This is a genomic window from Saccharomonospora sp. NB11 (genome assembly GCF_015910535.1).
Taxonomy (GTDB): Bacteria; Actinomycetota; Actinomycetes; order Mycobacteriales; family Pseudonocardiaceae; genus Saccharomonospora.
In genome coordinates this window covers 16,697-38,724 of the sequence record NZ_JACBJG010000011.1, presented here as the reverse complement: position 1 = coordinate 38,724, position 22,028 = coordinate 16,697, and the positions used below count along the sequence as shown (strand labels likewise).

Below are 22,028 nucleotides of genomic sequence, written 5' to 3'. Positions count from 1 at the left end.
CTGACGTGTGGTCAGACCCGGACGTCACCCGTCAGATTCGCCAACCTCGTCCGATTGTGTCGCAACCTCTCGATGTCCTCGTCGAGGGCGCGAAGCTGCCTGGCCAGCAGCTCGCGCAACTGCGGGCACATGTCGAGGTCGGGTTTCTCGCCCCGCGCGCACGGGAGCACCTCTCGGATGCGTTCCGTGGGCAGGCCCGCGTCGAGCAACGCCTTGATCTGCCGCACCCGCGTGACCGCGTCCTCGTCGTAGACGCGATACCCGTTGGCTTCCCGCCGCGCGCGAAGCAGCCCCTTGGACTCGTAGTACCGCAACAGCCGGGCGCTCACTCCCGTGCGGGCGGACAACTCACCGATCAGCACACCGCTCTCCGAACTTGACCTTGTCACCGATGTCAACCCTTAACGTCGCATCATGATCGAGAATTTCGCGACGACCACCAAGGGCTCCGGACCCGCGCTGCTGCTGGCTCACGGCGCGGGCGGCGAGGTACGGGCCAACTTCGGTCCGCTGATCGACGAGCTGGCCCGCACCCACACGGTGATCGGCGTCGACTACCCCGGCAGCGGTGCGACGCCGCGCAGCCCCGAGCCCCTGAGTCTCGACGGTCTCGCCGACGCGCTCGTGGCCACGGCCGTGCGCGAGGGGGCGGAGCGGTTCACCGTGTTCGGGTACTCGCTGGGCACCGCGGTCGCCGTCCGGGCGGCCACCCGCCACCCCGAGCGGGTCACGGGCCTCGTCCTCACGGCCGGGTTCGCCCGGCTCGACAACCGCATGCGGCTCGCCGTCGACCTCTGGCGTCACCTGCTCGACGGTGACCGCCGGACCCTGGCGAGGTTCCTCACTTACGCGGCCACGGACCCGGTGCGGCTGGCCGAACTCACTCCCGAGGCTCTGGAGAGCGCGGTCGACGACCTCGCCGCGACGATCCCGCCCGGCAGCCGGGAGCACGTCGACCTGGTCGCCTCCGTGGACACGCGGGCCGAGCTGCCCCGCATCAGCGTGCCGACGCTCGTCGTGACCACCACTCGCGACCAGCTCGTCAGCGCCGACCTGGGACGCGAACTCGCCCGCGGCATCCCCGGAGCGCGGCTCGCGGAGATCGACTGCGGACACATCATCGGCGCGGAGGCCCCGGACGAGTGGTCGCAGGTCGTGACCGACTTCCTGCGGGAGTCGCGCTGATGGCGCGAGTTTCTTGGCCGAGGACGGCGCCCGTTCAGCCCTTCGACTGCGCCCGGGCCATGCGTTCCTCCCGGTCGGCGGCGCGGAGCGCGTCCAGCACGCCCGTCAGTTCCCCGTCCAGCACCTGATCGAGGTTGTAGGCCTTGTAGTTGACGCGGTGGTCGGAGATCCGGTTCTCCGGGAAGTTGTAGGTACGCACGCGCTCCGACCGGTCGACCGTCCGCACCTGCGAGCGTCGAGCGTCGGCGGCCTTGGCCGCCGCCTCCTCCTCGGCGAGCGCCTGCAACCGCGCCTGCAACACCTGGATGGCGCGAGCCCGGTTCTGGATCTGCGACTTCTCGTTCTGGCACGACACCACGATGCCGGTGGGCAGGTGGGTGACCCGCACCGCCGAGTCGGTGGTGTTCACGCTCTGCCCACCGGGCCCCGACGACCGGAAGACGTCGATACGCAGGTCGTTCGGGTCGATCTCGACCTCGATCTCCTCCGGCTCCGGATAGATCAGCACACCGGCGGCCGAGGTGTGGATGCGGCCTTGCGACTCGGTCGCGGGCACGCGCTGCACCCGGTGCACGCCACCCTCGAACTTGAGCCGTGACCACACTCCGTCGGGGTCGGTCCCCTTGCTCTTGACGGCCACCGTGACGTCCTTGTAGCCGCCGAGGTCGGAGGGCGTGGCGTCGAGGATCTCCGTCGTCCAGCCCTGCCGCTCGGCGAACCGCAGGTACATGCGCAGCAGATCACCGGCGAACAGGGCGGATTCCTCGCCGCCCTCCCCCGACTTGATCTCCATCACGACGTCGGAGCCGTCGTACGGGTCGCGGGGAAGCAGCAACTCGGTCAGTCGAGCCTCCAGCTCGGGGATGCGCTCGGCCAGCCGGTCGGCCTCCTCGGCGAACGACTCGTCCTCGGACGCCAGTTCCCGCGCCGCCGCGAGGTCGGATCGAGTGGACTCCAGCTCGTTGACCGTCTTCACGACCGGCGCCAGCTCGGCGTAACGACGCCCCAGCTTGCGGGCGCGGGCCTGATCGGCGTGCACGGCCGGGTCCGCCAACTGCTCCTCGAGCTCGGCGTACTCGTCGAGCAACCCTCGCAGTGCTTCCGACTCCACGGCCCTTACCTTCCTCGAACGCCTACCTCACCGACACGGCTGCACCGAGAACGCGAAACGGCGCCCGCTCCTGCGATCGAGCAGGGAGCGAGCGCCGTCCACGAAGCTACTTCTTGCGCTTGCCGTAGCGAGCCTCGAAGCGCGCCACCCGACCACCGGTGTCGAGGATCTTCTGCTTGCCCGTGTAGAACGGGTGGCAGTTCGAGCAGACCTCGACGTGGATCGAGTCGGACGCGGCGGTGCTGCGGGTGGTGAACGAGTTGCCGCAACCGCAGGTCACCGTGGTGACGTGGTAGTCAGGGTGAATACCGCTCTTCATGGTGTCCTCTCTCAGATGGCCGCCGGATCCCCACGCCACCGCGTGGGGTGAACCGGAGCCGGACGTCAGCGGAACAAGTCTGCCAGAGGGACAGACGAGCCCTTCAACGCACCCTTGCGGGCGCCTATTCCCTATCCGACGACCGTACTCAGCGCGAGCGCGACGGCGCATCCGGTCACGCCGACGATCGTCTTCATGACCGTCCACGACTTCCGGGTGTCGCCGACCGGCATCCCGCCGTTGCGGATGGCCGGAGCTCATGGCGACCGAGACGCCTACCTGTCCCGGCTCACCGCGTCCACCCACTGACGACGACGGGGCCCGACCCACCGTCCCTTCGGACGGCCGGACGGACCCCGTGTCACGTCGGCGTCGACGACGCTCAGTCGTCGTCCGCGCCTGGTGCGGTCTTGGAGACCTGCATCAGGAACTCGATGTTCGTCTTCGTCTTGCGCAACCGGTCGAGCAACAGGTCGATCGCCTGCTGTGAGTCGAGCGCGTGCAGCACCCGGTGCAGCTTGTGCGTCACCGCCAGCTCGTCGGGCGAGAGCAGCAGCTCTTCCTTCCGGGTGCCCGACGGGTTGACGTCCACGGCCGGGAACACCCGACGCTCGGCGATCTTGCGGTCGAGCTTCAGCTCGGCGTTACCGGTGCCCTTGAACTCCTCGAAGATGACCGTGTCACCCGTGGAGCCCGTCTCCACCATCGCCGTGGCGAAGATCGTGAGCGAACCGCCGCCCTCGATGTTGCGGGCCGCGCCGAGGAACCGCTTGGGCGGGAACAGCGCGGTGGAGTCCACACCACCGGAGAGGATGCGCCCGGACGCCGGGGCCGCCAGGTTGTAGGCCCGGCCGAGCCGCGTGATCGAGTCGAGCAGCACCACGACGTCGTGCCCCATCTCGACGAGCCGCTTGGCCCGCTCGATGGACAGCTCGGCCACCGAGGTGTGGTCCGACGGCGGGCGGTCGAAGGTGGAGGCGATGACCTCGCCCTTCACCGACCGCTGCATGTCGGTGACCTCTTCCGGCCGCTCGTCCACCAGCACCACCATGAGGTGGCACTCGGGGTTGTTCGTGGTGATCGCGTTGGCGATGTCCTGCATGATCGTCGTCTTGCCCGCCTTGGGCGGCGACACGATCAGCGCACGCTGTCCCTTGCCGACCGGCATCACGAGGTCGATGACCCGCGTGGTCAGCTTGTTCGGCGTGGTCTCCAGGCGCAGCCGCTCGTTGGGGTACAGCGGCGTCAGCTTGTGGAACTCGGGACGCTTCTTGGCGACCTCGGGGTCGAGCCCGTTGATCGAGTCCACGCGCACCAGCGGGTTGAACTTCTGCCGCTGCTGCTCGCCCTCGCGCGGCTGCTTGACGACACCCGTGATGGCGTCGCCGCGACGCAGGCCGTACTTGCGGACCAGCGACAGCGACACGTAGACGTCGTTCGGCCCGGGCAGGTAACCGGACGTCCGGACGAACGCGTAGTTCTCCAGCACGTCCAGGATGCCGGCGACCGGCAGGAGGACGTCGTCCTCCCTGATCTCGGTCTCGCCGCCGCCCTCGCCACGACCCCGACGGCGACGGTCACGGAACCGCCTGCTGCGGCGACCACCGCGTTCGTCGTCATCGTCGGAGTTGCCGTTGTTCTGCTTGTTGTTCTGGCCACCGGCATTGCCGCCCTGGCCACCGCGCTGCTGGTTGCCGGACTTGCCGTCCTGCTTGCCCTCGGACCGGCCGTCCTTGTCGCCGCCGTCGCGCTGACCGGACTCGTCGTCGGAGCGGGACGACTGACCGCCCTCGCCCTGCGAGCCACCACGGCCGGAACCACGTCGGCGCCGGTTCGGGCGGTTCCCGCCGTCGTCCTGGCCGTCGGCGCCCTGCTTGCCCTCACGGGAGTCCTTGGCGTCCTTGGCGGAGTCCTTGACGTCCTTGGAGTCCCTGGCTTCCTTGGCTTCCCGCGAGTCCGACGCGTCCTTGCGCTCCGCGGCACCGGCGTTCTCGCCGCTCGCGGTGTTGGTCGTGTTCGTGGTGTTCGGAGCCCCCTCGGCACTGCTGCTGCGGCCGTTGTCGTCCGCAGCGGTCTGCGCGGAGCCGTTCGACTTCCGCGCCCCCTTGGTCGCGCGCTTCGCCTTGGCCTCGTCGGCCGCGCCGTCGAGAGCCGGGGTCGTGGCCTCGGCGTTGTCCTTGGCCGTCGACCTCGTCCGCTTCGTCTTGCCCTGGCGTTCGCGGATGGCAGCGATCAGATCGCCCTTGCGCATTCCCGTGGTGTCGCCGATGCCCAGCTCGGTGGCGAGCGCGCGCAGCTCGGCGATCACCATTCCCGACAGACCACCGGGACGCCGCTTGGGGGCCGCTTCAGCGCTGTTGGCCTGCGGTGCCCGTTCCCCCGAGTCGGACGATGCAGACGGTGCTGCCGGGGTTTCGTCGCCGCTCAACAGATCGGTGTTGCTCACACATGTCCTTCCTGACCGGTCGACGCTCCATGCGTGGACCAGCGGACCACCGCCCGCGTCCGAATTGCGAGACGGCATACTGGGATCCCTGCGCGGCCGGTTCGTCGCCGAAGACACGAGACACAGCGAGAACCGCCGTCAGATGATCAATCGACCACCGTGTTTACCCGAAATCCGTCGAGAACCAACGGAGAAGATCCGATCCGGAGAAGTGTCCCGGGACCAGCACCGGGTGCGGAAACCGCACGGTGACCGAACGCCTCCGAGGGTAGACCGCCGAAGCACGCCGTGCAACAACCACCCCCCCACATGGCGCCACCGTTTTTCGATCAACGGAAAGCGAACCCCGTGTGGGAGTCCGGATCTCTCACGAAGCCGTGTCCACCCGGACACCGGCCAGATCGACGGGTAACTCGACGATTTCGAAACCCGTAACGTCCACGTCCCGCGGGAGTATTCCCGTGGTGGTCAGGGCGAGCACGGTGGGTCCGGCCCCCGAGATCACCGCGGCGACACCCTGCGCCCGCAGGGCGCGCACCAGTCGCACCGACGCCGGATACGCCGGCTCCCGGTAGTCCTGGTGCAACCGGTCCTCCGTCGCCGCGAACAACAGCTCGGGCCGAGTCGTGACGGCGTGGACGGCGAGCGCGCACCGGCTCGCCGAGAACGCCGCGTCGCCGTGCGGCACGGTGTCGGGCAGCAACGCCCGGGTCTCACCCGTCGACGACAGCTCCGAAGGAATCGCCACCACCGGCCTGATCGCCGCGTGCGGCTGCAGCCGTTGCGCGTGGAACACCCGTCCCGCCTGCCACGCGACCACGAACCCGCCGAACAGGCTCGCCGCCGCGTTGTCGGCGTGCCCCTCGAACTCGGCGGCGAGCTGCAGCGCGTCGTCGCCGACGTCGCTGAAGTCGCCGAAGTCCTTGCCTGCCAACGTGTATCCCGCCGCGATGCCCGCGACGACGGCCGCGGCGGACGAGCCGAGACCGCGGGCGTGCGGAATCGCGTTGCGACACCGCAGCCCGATCCCGGGCACCGACACTCCCAGGTGTTCGCAGGCTCGCCGCAGCGCGCGCACCACGAGATGCGACTCGTCCGTCGGCACGCCCGACATGTCGCCCGCACCGGCGTCGACCACCTCGACGGCGAGCCCGGAGCGCGTGACCTCGACCTCCACGACGTCGTGCAACGCCAACGCCATGCCGAAGGTGTCGAATCCCGGTCCGAGGTTCGCCGTCGACGCCGGGACGGTGACCGTGAACTTCATTGCCACACCCGGGCCTACAGGTGCAGCGCCGAGGCCACGGCGCGAGGATCGACGGCCAGCGGTTCGACCTCCACGTTGCCCTCCAGGGCCGTCGCGGGGTCCTTGAGGCCGTGACCGGTCACCGTGCACACCACGGTCGAGCCCTTCGGCAGCCGTCCGTCCGCGGCCGTTTGCAGCAGACCGGCGACGCTGGTCGCCGAGGCGGGCTCCACGAACACGCCCTCACGGCTCGCGAGCAGGCGGTAGGCGTCGAGAATCCGCTCGTCGGTCACCGCGTCGAAGAGTCCGCCGCTGGCGGTCTTGGCCTTGACCGCCGACTCCCACGACGCCGGGCTGCCCACCCGGATCGCCGTGGCCACCGTCTCCGGGTCCTTGACCGGCTCGCCCTTCACCAGCGGCGCGGCACCCGCGGCCTGGAAACCGAACATGCGCGGGACGTCGCTCACGACGCCGTCGGCGGCGTACTCGGTGTACCCGGCCCAGTAGGCGGTGATGTTGCCCGCGTTGCCGACCGGGAGGCAGTGGATGTCCGGAGCCTGGCCGAGCGCGTCGCAGATCTCCCACGCCGCGGTCTTCTGGCCCACGAGCCGCACCGGGTTGACCGAGTTCACGAGCGTGACCGGGTAGTCGGCGGCCGTCTTGCGAGCGAGTTCGAGGCAGTCGTCGAAGTTGCCGTCGATCTGCAGGATGCGCGCCCCGTGCAGCACGGCCTGGGCCATCTTGCCCATCGCGATCTTGCCCTGCGGCACCAGCACCGCCGTGGAGAGCCCGGCCCGCGCGGCGTAGGCGGACGCCGACGCCGAGGTGTTGCCGGTGGACGCGCAGATCACGGCCTTGAGCCCGCTGGCCTTGGCGTGGGTGATGGCCACCGTCATGCCCCGGTCCTTGAAGGAACCGGTCGGGTTGGCCCCCTCGACCTTCAGATACACGGTGCTGCCGGTCAGCTCGGACAGGTGCGGGGCCAACAACAGCGGGGTGTTGCCCTCGCCCAACGTGACGATTTCGGCGCCCTCGGGCACCGGGATGCGCGACGCGTACGCCTTGATGATCCCCGGCCAGCCCGGTCGCACTCCGTGTCCCGCTGCTGAAGATTCCTGCGCGTTCACGAGTCCTCGCCTTCCACCCGCATCACACTGACCACGTTGCGCACCACGTCGAGCTTGCTGATCTCGTTCACGGTGGCCTCCAGCGCCGCGTCGGGCGCCAGGTGCGTCACCACCACGAGGCTCGCGGTGGAGTGCTTGTCCCGCTGCCTCACGGCCGCGATGCTCACGCCGTGCTCGGCGAAAATCTGCGCGATCTGCGCCAGCACACCCGGCTTGTCGGCCACGTCGAGGCTGACGTGGTAGCGGGTCGGCGTCTGCCCCATCGGCCGCACCGGGAGCGCGGCGTGCGCCGACTCCCTCGGCCCCCGGCCTCCCGCGACCCGGTTGCGCGCCGCGGCGACGAAGTCGCCCAACACGGCACTCGCGGTGGGAGCACCACCGGCGCCCTGGCCGTAGAACATCAGCTCTCCCGCGGCCTCCGCCTCGACATACACCGCGTTGAAGGCACCGCCCACGCCCGCGAGCTGGTGGGTTCGCGGAATCATCACCGGGTGGACGCGCGCCGACACCGACTCCGTGCCGTCTTCGTCCGTCACCCGTTCACAGATCGCGAGCAGCTTGACCGTCCGATTCAGCCGCTTCGCCGCGCCGATGTCCGCGGCGCTGATGCCCCTGATCCCCTCGCGGTACACGTCGGACGCCGTGACTCGCGTGTGGAACGCGAGCGACGCGAGGATCGCCGCCTTCGACGCGGCGTCGTAGCCGTCGACGTCGGCACTCGGGTCGGCCTCCGCGTACCCGAGCCGGGTGGCCTCGTCCAGCGTCTCCGCGTACCCGGCACCCGTGGAGTCCATAGCGGACAGAATGAAGTTCGTGGTGCCGTTGACGATCCCCATCACGCGAGTGATCCGGTCACCCGCCAACGACTCCCGCAACGGACGCAGCAACGGGATCGCGCCCGCGACGGACGCCTCGTAGTAGAGGTCGACACCCGCCTCGCTCGCCGCACTCGCGAGTTCCGCGCCGTGCTCGGCCAGCAGGGCCTTGTTCCCGGTGACCACCGACTTTCCCTTGCGCAGCGCGGTCAACAACCAGCCACGCACGGGCTCGATACCGCCGATCAACTCGATCACGATGTCCACATCAGACTCGACGAGCTGCTTCGCGTCGGCCGTCACCAGATGCTGCGGGAGCTCGGGATGCTTGTCCGGCCTGCGTACGGCGACACCCGCCAACTCGACAGGCGCCCCGATCCGCGCGGCCAGCTCCTCGGAGTCGTCCAGCAACCGGCGGACCACCTCGCCACCGACCGTGCCGCAACCGAGCAGCGCGACCCGGACAGGAGTCTCACGACGTTCGCTCACGACGACACCTCCAGTGCTTCGCGGGACACCCGGTCGGCGTCATGCCGTGCCACGTCCATCCTCACGTCACGACACCTCAGCGCCCTGCGGGACACCCGCACCCGGTCGGCGTCATGCCGTGCCACGTCCATCCTCACGTCACGACACCTCAGCGCCCTGCGGGACACCCGCACCCGGTCGGCGTCATGCCGTGCCACGTCCATCCTCACGTCACGACACCTCCAGCCGGAACAGGTCCTCGTTCGTCTCCCGCCTCAACAGCAGTCGATGATTGCCGTTGCGCACCGCCACCACCGCGGGCCGCGGCTGCTTGTTGTAGTTGCTCGCCATCGAGTAGCAGTACGCCCCCGTGGCGGCCACGGCGAGCAGGTCGCCCGGAGCCAGGGTGTCCGGCAACCAACAGTCACGGACCACGATGTCGCCGGACTCACAGTGCTTTCCCACGACCCGGGACAACACGGCACCACCCTCACCCGGCTGGCCGTCGCTGCTCGACCGCGACACCAACCGGCAGTCGTACGCGGCGTCGTACAGCGCGGTGCGGATGTTGTCGCTCATGCCACCGTCCACGCTCACGTACCGGCGCGAGACGTCCTCGCCGAGCGTCACGTCCTTGATGGTGCCCACCTCGTAGAGGGTCACCGTGCCGGGACCCGCGATCGCGCGGCCCGGCTCACCTGCGATCCGCGGGACGGGAAGGTCGGCGAACGTGCACTCCTTCCGCACGATCTCCCGGATCTGCGTGATCATCTGCGCGGGTGGTGGCGGGTTGTCACGGTCGGTGTAGGAGATGCCGAAGCCACCGCCCAGGTCCACGACCGAGAGCTGGTCGAGGATCTCGGCCCCGTGCTCCTTGCGCAGGTCGGCGATCAGTCCGATCACGCGTCGTGCGGCGACCTCGAAGCCGTCGGTGTCGAAGATCTGCGACCCGATGTGGCTGTGCAGGCCGATCAGCTTCAACGACGGGCTGTTGAGCACCCGGCGCACGGCCTCGGCGGCGTCACCCGACGCGAGCGAGAAGCCGAACTTCTGGTCCTCGTGGGCGGTCGCGATGAACTCGTGCGTGTGCGCCTCGACACCCACGGTCACGCGGACCATGACCGCCTGCTCCACACCGTGGCGTTCGGCGACCTCGGCGAGCCGCGCGATCTCGTGGTACGAGTCGAGCACCACGGTGCCCACCCTCGCCTCCACGGCGGTCTCCAACTCGTCGATCGACTTGTTGTTGCCGTGGAACGTGATGCGCTCGACCGGGAAGCCCGCCCGCAGCGCGACGGCCAACTCGCCGCCGCTGCACACGTCGAGGCTCAACCCCTTCTCGGCCACCCAGCGAGCGACCTCCGTGCAGAGGAACGCCTTGGCCGCGTAGTGCACGAGCGCCGGGTCCTCGAACGCCTCGGCGTACTCGGCGCACCGCGCCTTGAAGTCCACCTCGTCGATCACGAACAGCGGCGTGCCGTACGTCTTCGCGAGTTCCCGGACGTCGACGCCCGCGATGCGAACCACACCGTCGGGAGCCCGATAGGTGTTGCGTGGCCAGACCTTCGGGTAGAGGCGGTCGAGTTCCTCCGATGTGGACGGCGGGAAACCCGCCTGGTCCGCGTGCGGGTAAACCTCCGCATGACGAGGCCCCGCGGGGTGTGCGCACATCAGCAACGTTCCTTTACGTGCGAACCCGCACGACGCCGCGCGTCGTCGGGATATTGCAGTTGGCCACGTCCTCGACGGTAACCCGCCGAGGCGCCGGACACCCTGCTACATCCGCTCCGGTGCGGACACTCCGAGCAGCGCCAACCCGTTGGCGAGCACCTGACGGGTGGCTTCGCACAGGGCGAGCCGGGCGTACGTGAGCGGGGTCGGCTCCTCGTCGCCCTGGGGCAGGACACGCGCGGCGTCGTAGAACTTGTGGTAGGCCGACGCCAACGATTCGAGGTAGCGGGCGACACGGTGCGGTTCCCGCAGCTCGGCCGCCTTCTTCACCATCGCGGGGAACTCCCCGATCGTCCTGATCAGGTCGCCTTCCCTCGGATGGGTCAACAGGCTGACGTCGGCGTCGGCCCGAAGTTCGAGGTTCTGCTCGGCGGCGTTGCGTTGCAGAGACGCCAACCTGGCGTGTGCGTACTGCACGTAGAACACCGGGTTGTCGTTGGTGCGCTTGCGCAGCAGGTCGAGGTCGACGTCCAGTGTGGAGTCCACCGAGTACCGGCTCAGTTCGTATCGGGCCGCGTCCACACCGACGGCCTCGACGAGGTCCTCCATCGTGACGACCGTGCCCGCGCGCTTGCTCATGCGCACCGGCTTGCCACCGCTGACGAGGTTGACCAGCTGACCGATCAGCACCTCGACGGTGTCGGGGCTGTGCCCCATGGCCGCTGCGGCGGCCTTGAGCCGCGCGATGTAGCCGTGGTGGTCCGCGCCGAGCATGTAGATGCACAGGTCGAACCCGCGATTGATCTTGTCACGCAGGTAGGCGAGGTCACCGGCGATGTAGGCCGGAGCCCCGTCGGACTTGATGACGACCCGGTCCTTGTCGTCACCGTGCTCCGTGGAGCGCAGCCACCAGGCGTTGTCCTTGAAGTAGAGGCTGCCGTTGGCCTTGAGTTCCTCCACCACCGACGCCACGGCGCCGGAGCTGTGCAGGGAGTCCTCGTGGAAGAAGACGTCGAAGTCGGTGCCGAAGTCGTGCAGGCTCTTCTTGATCTCCTCGAACATGAGGCCCACACCGATGCGCCGGAAGGTCTCGTGGCGCTCCGCGTCGGACAGTGAGAGCGCGTCGGGCTCCTGGCTCAGCACCTGGGCGGCGATGTCGCTCACGTAGGTGCCCGCGTAGCCGTCCTCGGGCGCGGGCTCGCCCTTCGCGGCGGCGATCAACGAGCGCACGAACCGATCGATCTGAGCACCGGCGTCGTTGAAGTAGTACTCACGCGTGACCTTCGCGCCCTGCGCGCTGAGCAGCCGACCGAGCGCGTCGCCCACGGCCGCCCACCGGGTGCCTCCGAGGTGGATCGGACCGGTCGGGTTCGCGGACACGAACTCCAAATTGATCGTGCGACCTTCGTAGGTGTTGCCGCGGCCGTAGTCGGCACCCGCTTCGAGCACCTGCCGCACGATCTCACCCTGCGCGTCGGCCGCGAGCCGGAGGTTGAGGAAGCCGGGACCGGCGACCTCGGCGGATTCGATCCCGGGTGAGGCAGAGATCACATCGGCCAGTTCCTGGGCGAACTCCCGCGGCTTCAACCCGGCCTTCTTCGCCACCTGCAGCGCGAGATTCGTCGCGTAGTCGCCGTGCTCGGGGTTGCGGGGTCGCTCCACCGTGACCTTCTCGGGCAGGATGCTGTGATCCAGCCCGCGGTCGGTGAAGATCCGGGCGGCGGACGTACGAACGAGATCAGCGAGAACGGCGGGAGTCACGAGCCGAGTGTAAGTCCGACGGCGTCCAGGGTTGACACCGGTCGCCGCTAGTATCACTACACTTCAGAGCGGGTAATCGCAGTCGGAGGAATCGACGGGAGCCATGGCCAACGGAAAGCAGAAGAAGGGCGCCGCCAAGAAGAAGGGCAGCGTCGCGGCGGCCCGCGGTTCGGTCGTCGCTGGGAAGCAGACTCCGTGGGGCACCATCGCCGCGGTCGTGGGCATCGTCCTCCTCGCCGCCGGCGTCTTCGGCTACTACTACGTCGCCTCCGGTGACCAGCGCGCGCAGCGCGAGCGGGAAGAGGCCGCCGCGAGCTTCGCGCCGAACGAGCAGAACCCCGATCCCTCCACGAAGATCAAGGGTGTCGTGACCGAGGAGTACGTCGGCGGTGCGCACGTGCTCCCCGACGAGCGCGTGGCCTACGACCAGACCCCGCCGTTCGGCGGCCCGCACGACGGCTACTGGGCCGCGTGCACCGGCATCGTCTACCCCGAGGCCGTCCGCAACGAGAACATGGTGCACTCGCTCGAACACGGCGCCATCTGGATCGCCTACGACCCCGAGAAGATCAAGGGCGAGGAACTCGACCTGCTCAAGCTCAGGGCCGAGGGCAAGCCGTTCACGATGATGTCGCCGTACCCCGGCCTCGACTCCCCGATCTCGTTGCAGTCGTGGGGCCACCAGCTCAAGGTCGACAGCGTCGAGGACGAGCGCATCGACCAGTTCATCGCCGCGCTGCGCCGTAACCCGAACACCTACCCGGAGGTCGGGGCGTCCTGCGACGCGCTCGGCCCGGGCATGTTCGACCCGGACAACCCGCCCGCGTTCGAGGCCGAGCCGCCCGGCCCCGACGCCAAGCCGATGGACTACCAGGGCAGCGAGGGCGCTCCGGAGGACCAGATGGGCTCGCAGCCTCAGCAGCAGGAGCAGGAGCAGCCGAAGTCGTCGACGCCGAGCGAGGGCTGAGTCATGGCGGCGCAGGACCGACCCGACGCGGGGACGTCCACCGGGACGGACGCCCCGGCACGCACCGCGCCGCCCACCTGGTCGCGCGTCGTGATCTTCAGCGCGGCGGCTCTGGCGGCGCTGCTCGTCGGCGCCACGATCGGCCTCGTCATCGGCCAGAGCCGCGGCGACGACCCGTCGCCGGTCCCCCAGGCCGGCTCCGTGGACGTCGGCTTCGCCCAGGACATGTCCACCCACCACCTGCAGGCCGTGACCATGGCCAACTGGGCGCGGGACCACAGTGACGACCCGGCCGTGCGACAACTCGCGTTCGACATCGCGAGCGTCCAGCTCGAACAAGTCGGGCGGATGAAGGGCTGGCTCATGATGTGGGGCCAGCCCGAGGAGCCGTTGGGTGAGCCGATGACGTGGATGTCAGGGCCGCAGGGCCACCACCACGGGTCGGGCGGTCACACCACGACCGAGGACGGCCGGATGCCCGGCATGGCCACCGAGGAGGAGCTGGCGACGATGCGCTCGCTCTCCGGCCGGGAGTTGGACGTCCAGTTCCTGCAACTCATGCTCCGCCACCACCAGGGCGGCGTGGACATGGCCCAGTACGGCCACGACCACGCGTCCATGCCCGCCGTACGCACGCTGGCGAAGAGCATGCTCGTGTCACAGGGCGCCGAGATGGACACGATGCGCACCATGCTGGAGGAACGCGGCGCGCAGCCGCTGCCGTTCCCCTGATCGATCACCAGCGCAACTGCTCACAGCGACGGGCCGACTCCTTCGGCTCCACCTGTAGCGTCGCGTGCTCGATGGCGTAGCGGGACGAGAGCACCTGCTGCGCCGAGGCCAGCACCTCCGACGACTTCGCCCCGACGTCGATCGTGAGGTGCGCCGACGCCACCTCCATGCCCGAGGTCAACGTCCAGACGTGCAGGTCGTGGACGTCCGCCACGCCGGGAAGACCACGCAGGTCGCCGTCGAGGGCCTCGACGTCGATGCCGTGGGGCGCGTGCTGGAAGAGGATGCGCAGCGCCCGCCGGGCGAGCGCCACCGTGCGCGGCAGCACGAACAGGCCGATGGCGACACCGATGATCGGGTCCGCGTAGCGCCACCCGGTGGTAAGGGTGAGCGCACCGCTCACGAGGACCCCGATCGAGCCGACCAGGTCGGCCAGCACCTCCAGGTATGCGCCACGCACGTTGAGACTTTCCTGCGCCCCCTGGCGGAGAAGCAGGAAGGCGACGACGTTCGCCACGAGTCCGACCGCCGCGACGAGCAACACCGGAAGCCCAGGCACTTCGGGCGGGTCGGTGATACGGCTGATCGCCTCGTAGACGACGTATCCGGCCACCGAGAACAGCAGCACGGCGTTGGCCAGCGCGGCGAGCACCTCGGCCCGATACATGCCGAAGGTGCGGGTGAACGTGGGGCCGCTGCGACGGCCGAGCTGGATGGCCACCAGCGCCATGCCGATACCGAGCACGTCGGTGAACATGTGGGCGGCATCGGAGAGCAGAGCCAGCGAGGAGGTCGCGAGTCCGACACCGAACTCGGCGACCATCACCGTGGCACCGAGAGCGAGTGCCACGGCCAACCTCACGACGTGACGACCCGACGCGCTCACACCCGGCGAGGTCAGGTGTCCGTGCCCATGGCCGTGTCCCATCCGCCTCGCCTTCCTCCGAGCCGTGTCGAGGCCGAACATATAGCCATATGCGCATGAATGCAAACAGCCCCGGCGTCCCCCTCGTCCGCGGCTCGAAGCTTCCCCGATCACGGCTGATCGAACCGCCGGATCATGAAAGACCACCCGCCGACACCGGCGTCGAGGCATGCGCTAAGCTTTCCTCATCGCACGCGCGATGGGCCCTCGTAGCTCAGTGGATAGAGCACTGCCCTCCGGAGGCAGGTGTCGCAGGTTCGAATCCTGCCGAGGGCGCGCGCAACACACGGGCCTCGACCAGCGGAAACGTCGGTCGAGGCCCGAAGTCTTTTCCGAACCCTCGCGCCCCTCTCAGCGCCTCACGGCTCCCCCTGTGCCGTCCGTGGTCGATGCGTGGACAGCCGGACGTCCCGACGATTCCCCCGACGCACTCGCCACCGCACACGAGAACGGGCCCCGACCTGTTCGGTCGAGGCCCGTTCGTCGACGTCGTCGCGTCCGCCGCTCCGCCCTCGCGAACGGCGAGCGCGTGGGACGTCACTCAGCAGTTCGGCGCGCTCCAGAAGCGGCTCGACTTGTTGGCCATGTGCACGTGGTCGTTGTGACCCGGGTAGCCCGGCCCGAGGAGCTCCTCGAAACCGGCCGACTTACCGCTGTTCCACATCTGGCACTGGCTCGGCGAGCTGCTCAGGCCGAGGTCGGCCGCCTGCCCGTACATGTGCAGGCTCGTGGCGGAACCGCCCACGGACGAGTTGCACGACACGCTGCGGAAGCCGGACGTCACCACCAGCGGCCGGTCACCCAGCTTGTGGCGCACGGCTTCGAGCTGCCACATGACCCGGCGCGCGTTCTCGCGGGCCGTGGCCGCGCCGACCTTGCCGCCGTTGTAGTTGCGGGCACCGCAGTTGTAGTTGAACTCCGAGTGGTCGAAGTGGATGGGCGTGCAGTCGGAGTCCGTCAACGAGTAGATCTTGTTGAAGGTCGCCTGGCCCGCGACACCGTCGGCCGCAAGGCCGTATCCACTTTGGAATCGCTTGACGGCCGCAGCCGTGGCGGCGCCGTACACGCCGTCGATGGCGAGGTTCTCGCCCGAGGCGACCCAGCCGGCCACGCGGATCTGCAGTTCCTTCACGTCACTGCCGCTCATGCCGGTAGTGAGCGTGCGGTTCCAGGTGTAGCACGCGTCCGCCGACGCAGTGCTGGGCGACACGGTGCTCATCGCCATCGTGCCACCGAGTGCGATCGCCAGGACGGCGAGCACGTATCCAATTTTTTTACGCATAGCGCCTCCGCGAGAGAAGTGCGTCGTGCAGGGTTCGTCGCACGATCGGCATCCTTGCCGTGGATCTCTCGCCGAGTCAATGCAAGATCGGAGAGTTTCCGACTAACGTCTCAGCACCGGACTGGCGGTTGTGTCGGCGTCGCCGATGTGGTCGCGAGCTGCTTCACCTTGGCGCAGCCGTAGAGAAGATACCCGGCCATCAGCACCGCGGTCGCCCCGCGCCACCACGGGGAGCGGGGTTCGTGCCGCCTTCCTCCGCTGCAGGCCGGATACAGCAGCAGTCCGGTGTAGACAATCGCGATGAACAGGCTCGCCTGCCGACTCAGACCCGGCACCGCGGACTCCAACCCCACGTCGGCCACGAGCGAGAAGAACCCGACGCAGGCGAACACCACGATGGTCAGCCGCCAGAGTGTGACCCCGGCGAGGACGCCCGCCGGTACGCGTGGCTGCGGCCCGGGCGGTGCGCCGTACGGGAACGGCTGCGCGGGGTCACCGGGCCGGTTCGGAGCCTGTGACGGGAACGTGCTCGGGGGCTGCTGCGACACCCCGGGAGCGCCCGGCATGGGCGGCTGGGGCCAGGGCTGCGGCTGCGGTGGCCGACCGGGCCCGGACACTCCGCCATGCGGATGGTCCATCGCGACTCCCCTCACCGGAGAACAGCGCGCCGTCGTGCCATCCGCGAGCGGACACTCGTCTGCCACCCACAGGCACCGCCTTCGGCGGTCAGTCCCCGGCACCGTCACGACGGGCGTCGCGGGCGGCTTTCTCGTCGTAGTACTCCAGGAACGCGTCGTACGCTCTCGCGCCGTACACCGTGGCGGGACCGCCGTTCATCATGAACGTCACCCCGATGGCCTCGGCAGCCTCCTGGGGCTGCGCACCGTGGTGCACGGCGGCCTGCGCGTGTGCTGCGATGCAGCCGTCGCACTGTTCGCTCACGGCGACGGCCAACGCGATGAGTTCCTTGGTCCGCGCGTCGAGGGCACCCGGCGCCATCGCGGCGGCGTGCAGGCGGGCGTAGCCGTCGTACACCGCCGGGATCACGCCACGCAGCGCGCGAGTCGGCTCCCGCAGGGCCTGCCGTACCTCTTTGCCGTGGGTCATGGGTTTCTCCCGTCCACACCGTGGGTGATCGGGGAGTGCCCACACGCGCGGCCACGACACCGAAACGACATCGAGCCCGACCGGACGTCGCCGGTCGGGCTCGATGGTGGGGGGGATGAGGCGGGGAGCGCTCGAATCAGTAGCCGCGGTAGCCACCGCCGGTGGCCATCTGCGCGAGGCCGGGGTGCTCGGCGAAGCTGCCGTAGCGGTCCAGCGTGTAGCGCGTGCCGGCGATGATGTTCGACACCGGGTCGTAGATGTCGTCGTAGCCGGGCAGCTTGTGCGCGTTGAACGTCGAGTCGATCGTCTGCATCAAGCCTTTCGACGGCGTGCCGCGCTTGGCGTTGATGTCCCACAGGTTGATCGCCCGCGGGTCACCGCTCGACTCCTTCTCGATGACCGTGCGGATGCTGTCGACGTCGGCCTCGGACACGTTGATGCCGTTGGCCTGCATCACGCCGATCGCCTCCCGGATCCAGCCGTCGAGCGCGTCGATGGGCTCGGCCGCAGCCGCGGGCTGAGCACCGCCACCAGCGGCGGGCTCGGCCTCGGCCTCGGGCTGCTCGGCGGCCTCGGGGGCGGCCTCCTCCTCAGCCTCGGCCTGCTGGTTCTGGGCCACCGCGGGGTCGGCGCTCCTCGGGGCCGGAGCGCCACCGCCGGTCGGGCCGTCGCCCTGCGCGCGCTCGGGGTGCTGCTGGACGACAGCGGCGTTGTGCGTCTCCGCGGTCGACGCCGCGTCGTCGTCCGTGCCCGCCAGGATCGCGGGGCTCGCCACCCCGGTGACGAAGAGTGCGAGCACACCGACGGAGGCGTAGCTGCGGGCGGCGTCGCGCACCGTCCGGCCGAACGACGTCGCGGGTGTGGAGATGTCTCGGGTCGGGGCCTGCAGCGCGATGATCCTCTTCACGCGCTCGAACATCTTGTGGTTTGCCACTTGCGTGGATCTCCTTCTCGCTGGGGTACCGCCGGGCGTTCGGGGGCTTCGACCGACGGCCGCTTCACGTGACCCCTCGGGGGAAAGGTCCGGTCAACGCGAAGACCTGTGCGAGATTACGAAATGGACAACGGCTAAATCGACAATGGGTGACCAGGGACACAGAAGGTTAGGGTTTTGTCGATCTAGAAACGGTTTAACTAGTCCGCCCATAAGCGGACTACCTGCGACGATGCTCGAACATGACGTCGTTCACTCTCGGTACGACTTTGCCGAGATCGGCGATCTTCACCGTCTCCGAACCGCCGTTCGTTCACTTTGCGAAACACTTGACCGACCGTGGTCAATCAACTCGAAAACCGTGCGGTCGAATACGGGAACAACGCGAAGAGGAAACACGCTGTCGCGTTTTCTAGATCGAATTCGACACCACGAATCGACGAGGTTGCGTTTTGTGACCGGTGTCATCGTCGACAGCCGATCCGCCGCGTCCGCGCTTGAGTCGAGCGACCGACCACGTACGGTCACGCCGCGACGGAGGGCGAGCCTAGCCGCGCTCGGATCGACGGAGCCCCCACGGCAGCAGCACCGTGATCGACGCCGCCACCCCGACCACGGCGAGTACACCCCCGGTCGCCCACGCGGCGTACACGAGCAGGGCGGAGAGCTCGGTGCCCGCACCCACGAACGACGTGACCGTGGCTCGGGCCGGGTCGTCGATCCGCCGCTGCAGCCACGTCGTCGCCACGACCAGAACCGCACGGTAGGCGGCGTAGAAGAGCGCCACGCCCACGAGACCGCCCGGCACGGCCAGCACGCACATCGCGGCGAGCACCCCGACCGCAGCGGCGTACCACGCCGTCAGGGTGGCTGCCCGCACCGCGACGAGGTGCCCCGCCAGCAGCGCACCCGACGCGCCCGCCAGCGCGAGGCCCAGCAGCACCGGAGCCACCCACCGCGTGGGCACGCCCCAGTCATGCGCGAGCAGCCCGAAGTACTCCTCCACCGCGTCCAGTGCCCCCAGGGCCGCAACGACCAGCACAGCGCCGCGCACGACCGGGTCGGTGAGCGCCGCGACCGCGCCCTGCCGCATCACACCGACGTAGGTGGCCGACGAGTCCGACGCCGCCGACGTCGCACGCGGCGCTTCGGGCATCGCCGCCGCCAGCAGCGCCGCCGCGACACAGACGGCCACGCTGGCCCACGCGACCAACGGGAAGCCACCGAGACCGAACAGCGCGGTGGCGGCCACGGCAGCGGGAACGTTGGCCACGAGCTCCAGCGCGTCGAGCTGCCCGTACACGCGGCCGAACCGGTCAGCGCGCCCCGCCGCCGTCAGCCCGTCGTGCAGCAACGCCTCGACCGCGCCCGAGACCAGGGCTCCACCGACACCCCACGCCGCGAACCCGAGCGCGAAACCCCAGAACCCGGGCCAGCCGATCCACACCGTGTACGCCGCGGCCTGGGCGAGCCCGCCCGCCGCCATCGCGCCTCGCCGGGAGAACCGGTCGGCCACCGCGCCGCTGGGGACCTCGGCGAGCACGCCCACGACCGACCAGACCACGAACAGCGCCGAGATCCGGGCGTCCGACAGACCGACGTCGGCGAACCACAGCGCGTACAGGGGATAGAACGGGACGGAGTCGGACAGCAGCGCCCACCAGCGCAGCCGTCGCACGAGGACGACGTCCGGTGGTCGCGGTCGAGGAGTCGCTCAACATCGGGTCGACATGACCCGGACGCTACTCCGCGACACCCGTCACACCAAGTGCGTCGCGCTCCCGCCGTCCTTGACGATGCCGAGGCGAGCCCGCACCACGGCCATGCACTCGTTCTCCACGTAGAGCACTCCCGCGTCCGCTGCGAGAGCACGCGCCTCCGCCGAGACGATGCCCTCCTGCAACCACACCGCCCGCGCGCCGTGCCGCAGGGCGTCCCGAGTCACGTCGGCCGCCTCGGCGGAGGGCCGGAACACGTTGACCACCTCGATGATCTCGCCCGCCTCCACCGCCTCGGCCAGGTCGCGGTACACGGGTCGGCCGAGAACGCGGCTGCCGGGCTCGGCCACCGGGTTGACGGGAACGACGTGGAACCCGGCGGCGTGCATCGCGGCGGGTACGGCGTGAGCCGCTTTCGCCGGGTTGCGGCTGAGCCCCACCACCGCGATCGAGTCGAACTCGGTGAGAATGCGCTGTGCCGTGGCTGTCATCCGTGCTCGGTCCCTTCGTGGATCGTGTTCTCCCGGCTACCCCCGCGCGGAGCGCCGCTACCACCGTGTCGACGTCGTTCCCGGTGGGCGCAGGCTCGCGCTCACCACGAGAACGTTCGGTTCGTCCGAGCGCGTGAACTCCCGCAACAGGCGCCGGAACGCGCGCCCGAAGCCGTCCACGCGGTCGGCATGCACCCCGAACGACCGGGCCAGCCCCACGAAGTCGGGCGTGACCAGGTCGGACAGGGCGTCACAGCCGCTCCCCTCACCCACGCAAGGGCCGCCCAGTCCTTCGCCCCCGTCGTCGACGATCACCACGGTGACGGGCAGACTCTCCTGGATCGCCGTCGCCAGTTCGGCGCAGCCGGTCAGGAAGGCGTGGTCGTTCGTCACGCACACCGCCCGTACCGCTCCCCCGGCGGCGACCCCGAGCGACGCCGGGAAACCCAGGCCGACGGTGCCCCAGCCCATGGGCAGCACGAGCTGTCGCGGCCCGGACACGCGGTAGAAGCCGCCGATCCAGTAGCCCGCCACACACGTGTCCGGCACGAGGACCGACCCCTCGGGCACCGTCTCCTTGAGCGCGGTCAGGAACTCCGCCGCGAGCGGTTCCTGCTTGCGGACCCGCCTGCGGACGCGCAGCTCGATGTCGTCGAGGCGACGGGTGAGCTCGTCGAGCCCCGGCTTCGGCAGGATGCCCAGCGACAACTCCTCCACGACCTCGCGGGCGTCGCCGAGCAACAACAGGTCCGGCGGATAGTGCCTCGCCGCCCCCTCCGCGTCCAGATTCACGGCGATCAGGCCCGGCGGCTGCGGCATACTGCCGTTCTGCGTCATCACGCCGTCGAAGTCGGTGCCGATCGCCAGCACCACGTCGGCCTCGTCCCACAGCAGCCCGACCTCGGGGGCGTGCACCGGGTTGGAGGCCAGACACGGGTGGTCCGGCGGCACGATGCCCCGAGCGGCGAACGTGGTCACGATGGGGGCGGCCAGCCGTTCGGCGAGGATGCCGATCGCCTCCCCCGCACCCGATCGCAGCGCGCCCCCGCCCACCCAGATCAGCGGGTGCTCCGCCTCCACCAGCGCGGCCCGCGCGGCCTCCACGTCCTCGGCCGGCACCGCGGCGACGCTTTCCAGGGACGGCAACACCGGTGCCACGGAACCGCCGTCGCCCGGCTCGACCTCCAGTGCCAGCGCACCCGCAGGCAGACTCACGTAGACCGGGCCACTACGGGGACTCACCGCCGCAGCCGCCGCGCGCCGCACGACCGCGCCGAGATCGTCGGGCCGTTCCACCGCGAACGACGCCTTCGTCACCGGCTCGAACAACGCCCGCTGCTCGTCGTGTTCGAAGGCCGAACCCCGACCGGACGCGGGTGTGCTCGCCGCAGCGGGCACCTCGGTGGCGATCAGCAACACCGGCGACGCCGACGCCGACGCCTCCCCGAGCGCGCGCAACGTGTCCAACGCCCCCGGCCCCGTGGTCACGAGGGCGACGCCGAGCCCGCCCGTGACCCTCGCGTAGCCGTCCGCGGCGTGCACGACGGCCGACTCGTGCCGCAGCCCGAGCAACCGGATCTCCGAACCCACACCGTCGGCCTGGGCCTTCCGGAGCGGGAGACTGTGCGTGCCGGGAAGCCCGAAGGCGACTTCGACACCGAGTTCGGCCAGGGTCGCGAGGAGACTGTGCGCACCGGTGATCGACACGCGGCGAGGATACGAC

Annotated in this window: 20 protein-coding genes and 1 tRNA gene; 4 read left to right on the top strand and 17 right to left on the bottom strand. The window is 69.6% G+C overall.

All coding sequences use genetic code 11. The features are described 5' to 3' along the window. Positions 1–11 precede the first annotated feature (11 nt). The gene (locus JAV51_RS16445; protein WP_197321732.1) at positions 12–362 is read right to left on the bottom strand and encodes a MerR family transcriptional regulator; all 351 of its coding nucleotides are present in this window, start codon (positions 360–362) and stop codon (positions 12–14) included. A gap of 52 nt (positions 363–414) precedes the next feature. On the opposite strand from JAV51_RS16445, the gene JAV51_RS16440 reads away from it, so the two are divergent. After that, positions 415–1,185, top strand: coding sequence for an alpha/beta fold hydrolase (locus JAV51_RS16440; RefSeq protein ID WP_197321627.1), 771 nt, complete (start codon positions 415–417; stop codon positions 1,183–1,185). A gap of 34 nt (positions 1,186–1,219) precedes the next feature. Here JAV51_RS16440 and prfA read toward each other — a convergent pair whose 3' ends face one another. The 8 genes from prfA to argS all read right to left on the bottom strand — a co-directional run bounded on the left by prfA (position 1,220) and on the right by argS (position 12,149). Beyond that, complete coding sequence (prfA, locus tag JAV51_RS16435; RefSeq protein WP_197321626.1) at positions 1,220–2,296, bottom strand: peptide chain release factor 1; 1,077 nt, start codon at positions 2,294–2,296, stop codon at positions 1,220–1,222. Between the two features lie 106 nt (positions 2,297–2,402). Further along, positions 2,403–2,615, bottom strand: a complete 213-nt coding sequence (gene rpmE / locus JAV51_RS16430; protein WP_197321625.1) for a 50S ribosomal protein L31 — start codon at positions 2,613–2,615, stop codon at positions 2,403–2,405. 382 nt (positions 2,616–2,997) lie between these two features. Next, positions 2,998–5,061, bottom strand: a complete 2,064-nt coding sequence (rho, locus tag JAV51_RS16425; RefSeq protein WP_197321624.1) for a transcription termination factor Rho — start codon at positions 5,059–5,061, stop codon at positions 2,998–3,000. Positions 5,062–5,428: 367 nt separating this feature from the next. Further along, complete coding sequence (gene thrB / locus JAV51_RS16420) at positions 5,429–6,328, bottom strand: homoserine kinase (protein WP_197321623.1); 900 nt, start codon at positions 6,326–6,328, stop codon at positions 5,429–5,431. 14 nt (positions 6,329–6,342) lie between these two features. Next, the gene (thrC, locus tag JAV51_RS16415) at positions 6,343–7,434 is read right to left on the bottom strand and encodes a threonine synthase (protein WP_197321622.1); all 1,092 of its coding nucleotides are present in this window, start codon (positions 7,432–7,434) and stop codon (positions 6,343–6,345) included. After that, complete coding sequence (locus JAV51_RS16410) at positions 7,431–8,738, bottom strand: homoserine dehydrogenase (RefSeq protein WP_197321621.1); 1,308 nt, start codon at positions 8,736–8,738, stop codon at positions 7,431–7,433. Before JAV51_RS16410 ends, thrC begins: the two co-directional genes overlap by 4 nt. A gap of 210 nt (positions 8,739–8,948) precedes the next feature. Further along, positions 8,949–10,388 carry a diaminopimelate decarboxylase gene (lysA, locus tag JAV51_RS16405; RefSeq protein WP_197321620.1) on the bottom strand — a complete coding sequence of 480 codons (1,440 nt, stop codon included), beginning with the start codon at positions 10,386–10,388 and terminating at the stop codon, positions 8,949–8,951. Between the two features lie 105 nt (positions 10,389–10,493). Then, positions 10,494–12,149, bottom strand: a complete 1,656-nt coding sequence (gene argS, locus JAV51_RS16400) for an arginine--tRNA ligase (protein ID WP_197321619.1) — start codon at positions 12,147–12,149, stop codon at positions 10,494–10,496. A 103-nt stretch (positions 12,150–12,252) separates the two neighbouring features. On the opposite strand from argS, the gene JAV51_RS16395 reads away from it, so the two are divergent. Both JAV51_RS16395 and JAV51_RS16390 read left to right on the top strand, forming a co-directional pair. Next, positions 12,253–13,116 (top strand): DUF3105 domain-containing protein, encoded by an 864-nt coding sequence (locus JAV51_RS16395; RefSeq protein ID WP_197321618.1) that lies wholly within the window; start codon positions 12,253–12,255, stop codon positions 13,114–13,116. 3 nt (positions 13,117–13,119) lie between these two features. After that, entirely contained in the window at positions 13,120–13,848 is a 729-nt protein-coding gene (locus tag JAV51_RS16390) for a DUF305 domain-containing protein (RefSeq protein ID WP_197321617.1), read from the top strand. Positions 13,849–13,852: 4 nt separating this feature from the next. On the opposite strand, the gene JAV51_RS16385 is transcribed toward JAV51_RS16390, so the two are convergent. Beyond that, the gene (locus tag JAV51_RS16385) at positions 13,853–14,776 is read right to left on the bottom strand and encodes a cation diffusion facilitator family transporter (RefSeq protein ID WP_197321616.1); all 924 of its coding nucleotides are present in this window, start codon (positions 14,774–14,776) and stop codon (positions 13,853–13,855) included. A 200-nt stretch (positions 14,777–14,976) separates the two neighbouring features. Here JAV51_RS16385 and JAV51_RS16380 point away from each other — a divergent pair. Beyond that, positions 14,977–15,049: transfer RNA gene (locus JAV51_RS16380), tRNA-Arg, on the top strand. 265 nt (positions 15,050–15,314) lie between these two features. On the opposite strand, the gene JAV51_RS16375 is transcribed toward JAV51_RS16380, so the two are convergent. The 7 genes from JAV51_RS16375 to JAV51_RS16345 form a co-directional block, all read right to left on the bottom strand. Further along, positions 15,315–16,055, bottom strand: a complete 741-nt coding sequence (locus JAV51_RS16375; RefSeq protein ID WP_197321615.1) for a M15 family metallopeptidase — start codon at positions 16,053–16,055, stop codon at positions 15,315–15,317. Positions 16,056–16,165: 110 nt separating this feature from the next. After that, on the bottom strand, positions 16,166–16,693 hold the full coding sequence (locus JAV51_RS20320; RefSeq protein ID WP_231642445.1) for a hypothetical protein: 528 nt from the start codon (positions 16,691–16,693) through the stop codon (positions 16,166–16,168). Positions 16,694–16,781: 88 nt separating this feature from the next. Continuing rightward, positions 16,782–17,162: a carboxymuconolactone decarboxylase family protein gene (locus tag JAV51_RS16365; RefSeq protein WP_197321614.1), complete on the bottom strand. Its 381-nt coding sequence runs from the start codon at positions 17,160–17,162 to the stop codon at positions 16,782–16,784. Between the two features lie 136 nt (positions 17,163–17,298). Continuing rightward, on the bottom strand, positions 17,299–18,096 hold the full coding sequence (locus JAV51_RS16360; RefSeq protein ID WP_197321613.1) for a transglycosylase SLT domain-containing protein: 798 nt from the start codon (positions 18,094–18,096) through the stop codon (positions 17,299–17,301). Positions 18,097–18,643: 547 nt separating this feature from the next. Beyond that, complete coding sequence (locus tag JAV51_RS16355) at positions 18,644–19,774, bottom strand: MFS transporter (protein WP_197321612.1); 1,131 nt, start codon at positions 19,772–19,774, stop codon at positions 18,644–18,646. 81 nt (positions 19,775–19,855) lie between these two features. Continuing rightward, positions 19,856–20,305 carry a CoA-binding protein gene (locus JAV51_RS16350; protein WP_197321611.1) on the bottom strand — a complete coding sequence of 150 codons (450 nt, stop codon included), beginning with the start codon at positions 20,303–20,305 and terminating at the stop codon, positions 19,856–19,858. Between the two features lie 57 nt (positions 20,306–20,362). After that, on the bottom strand, positions 20,363–22,012 hold the full coding sequence (locus JAV51_RS16345) for a thiamine pyrophosphate-binding protein (protein WP_197321610.1): 1,650 nt from the start codon (positions 22,010–22,012) through the stop codon (positions 20,363–20,365). Positions 22,013–22,028: the final 16 nt, after the last annotated feature.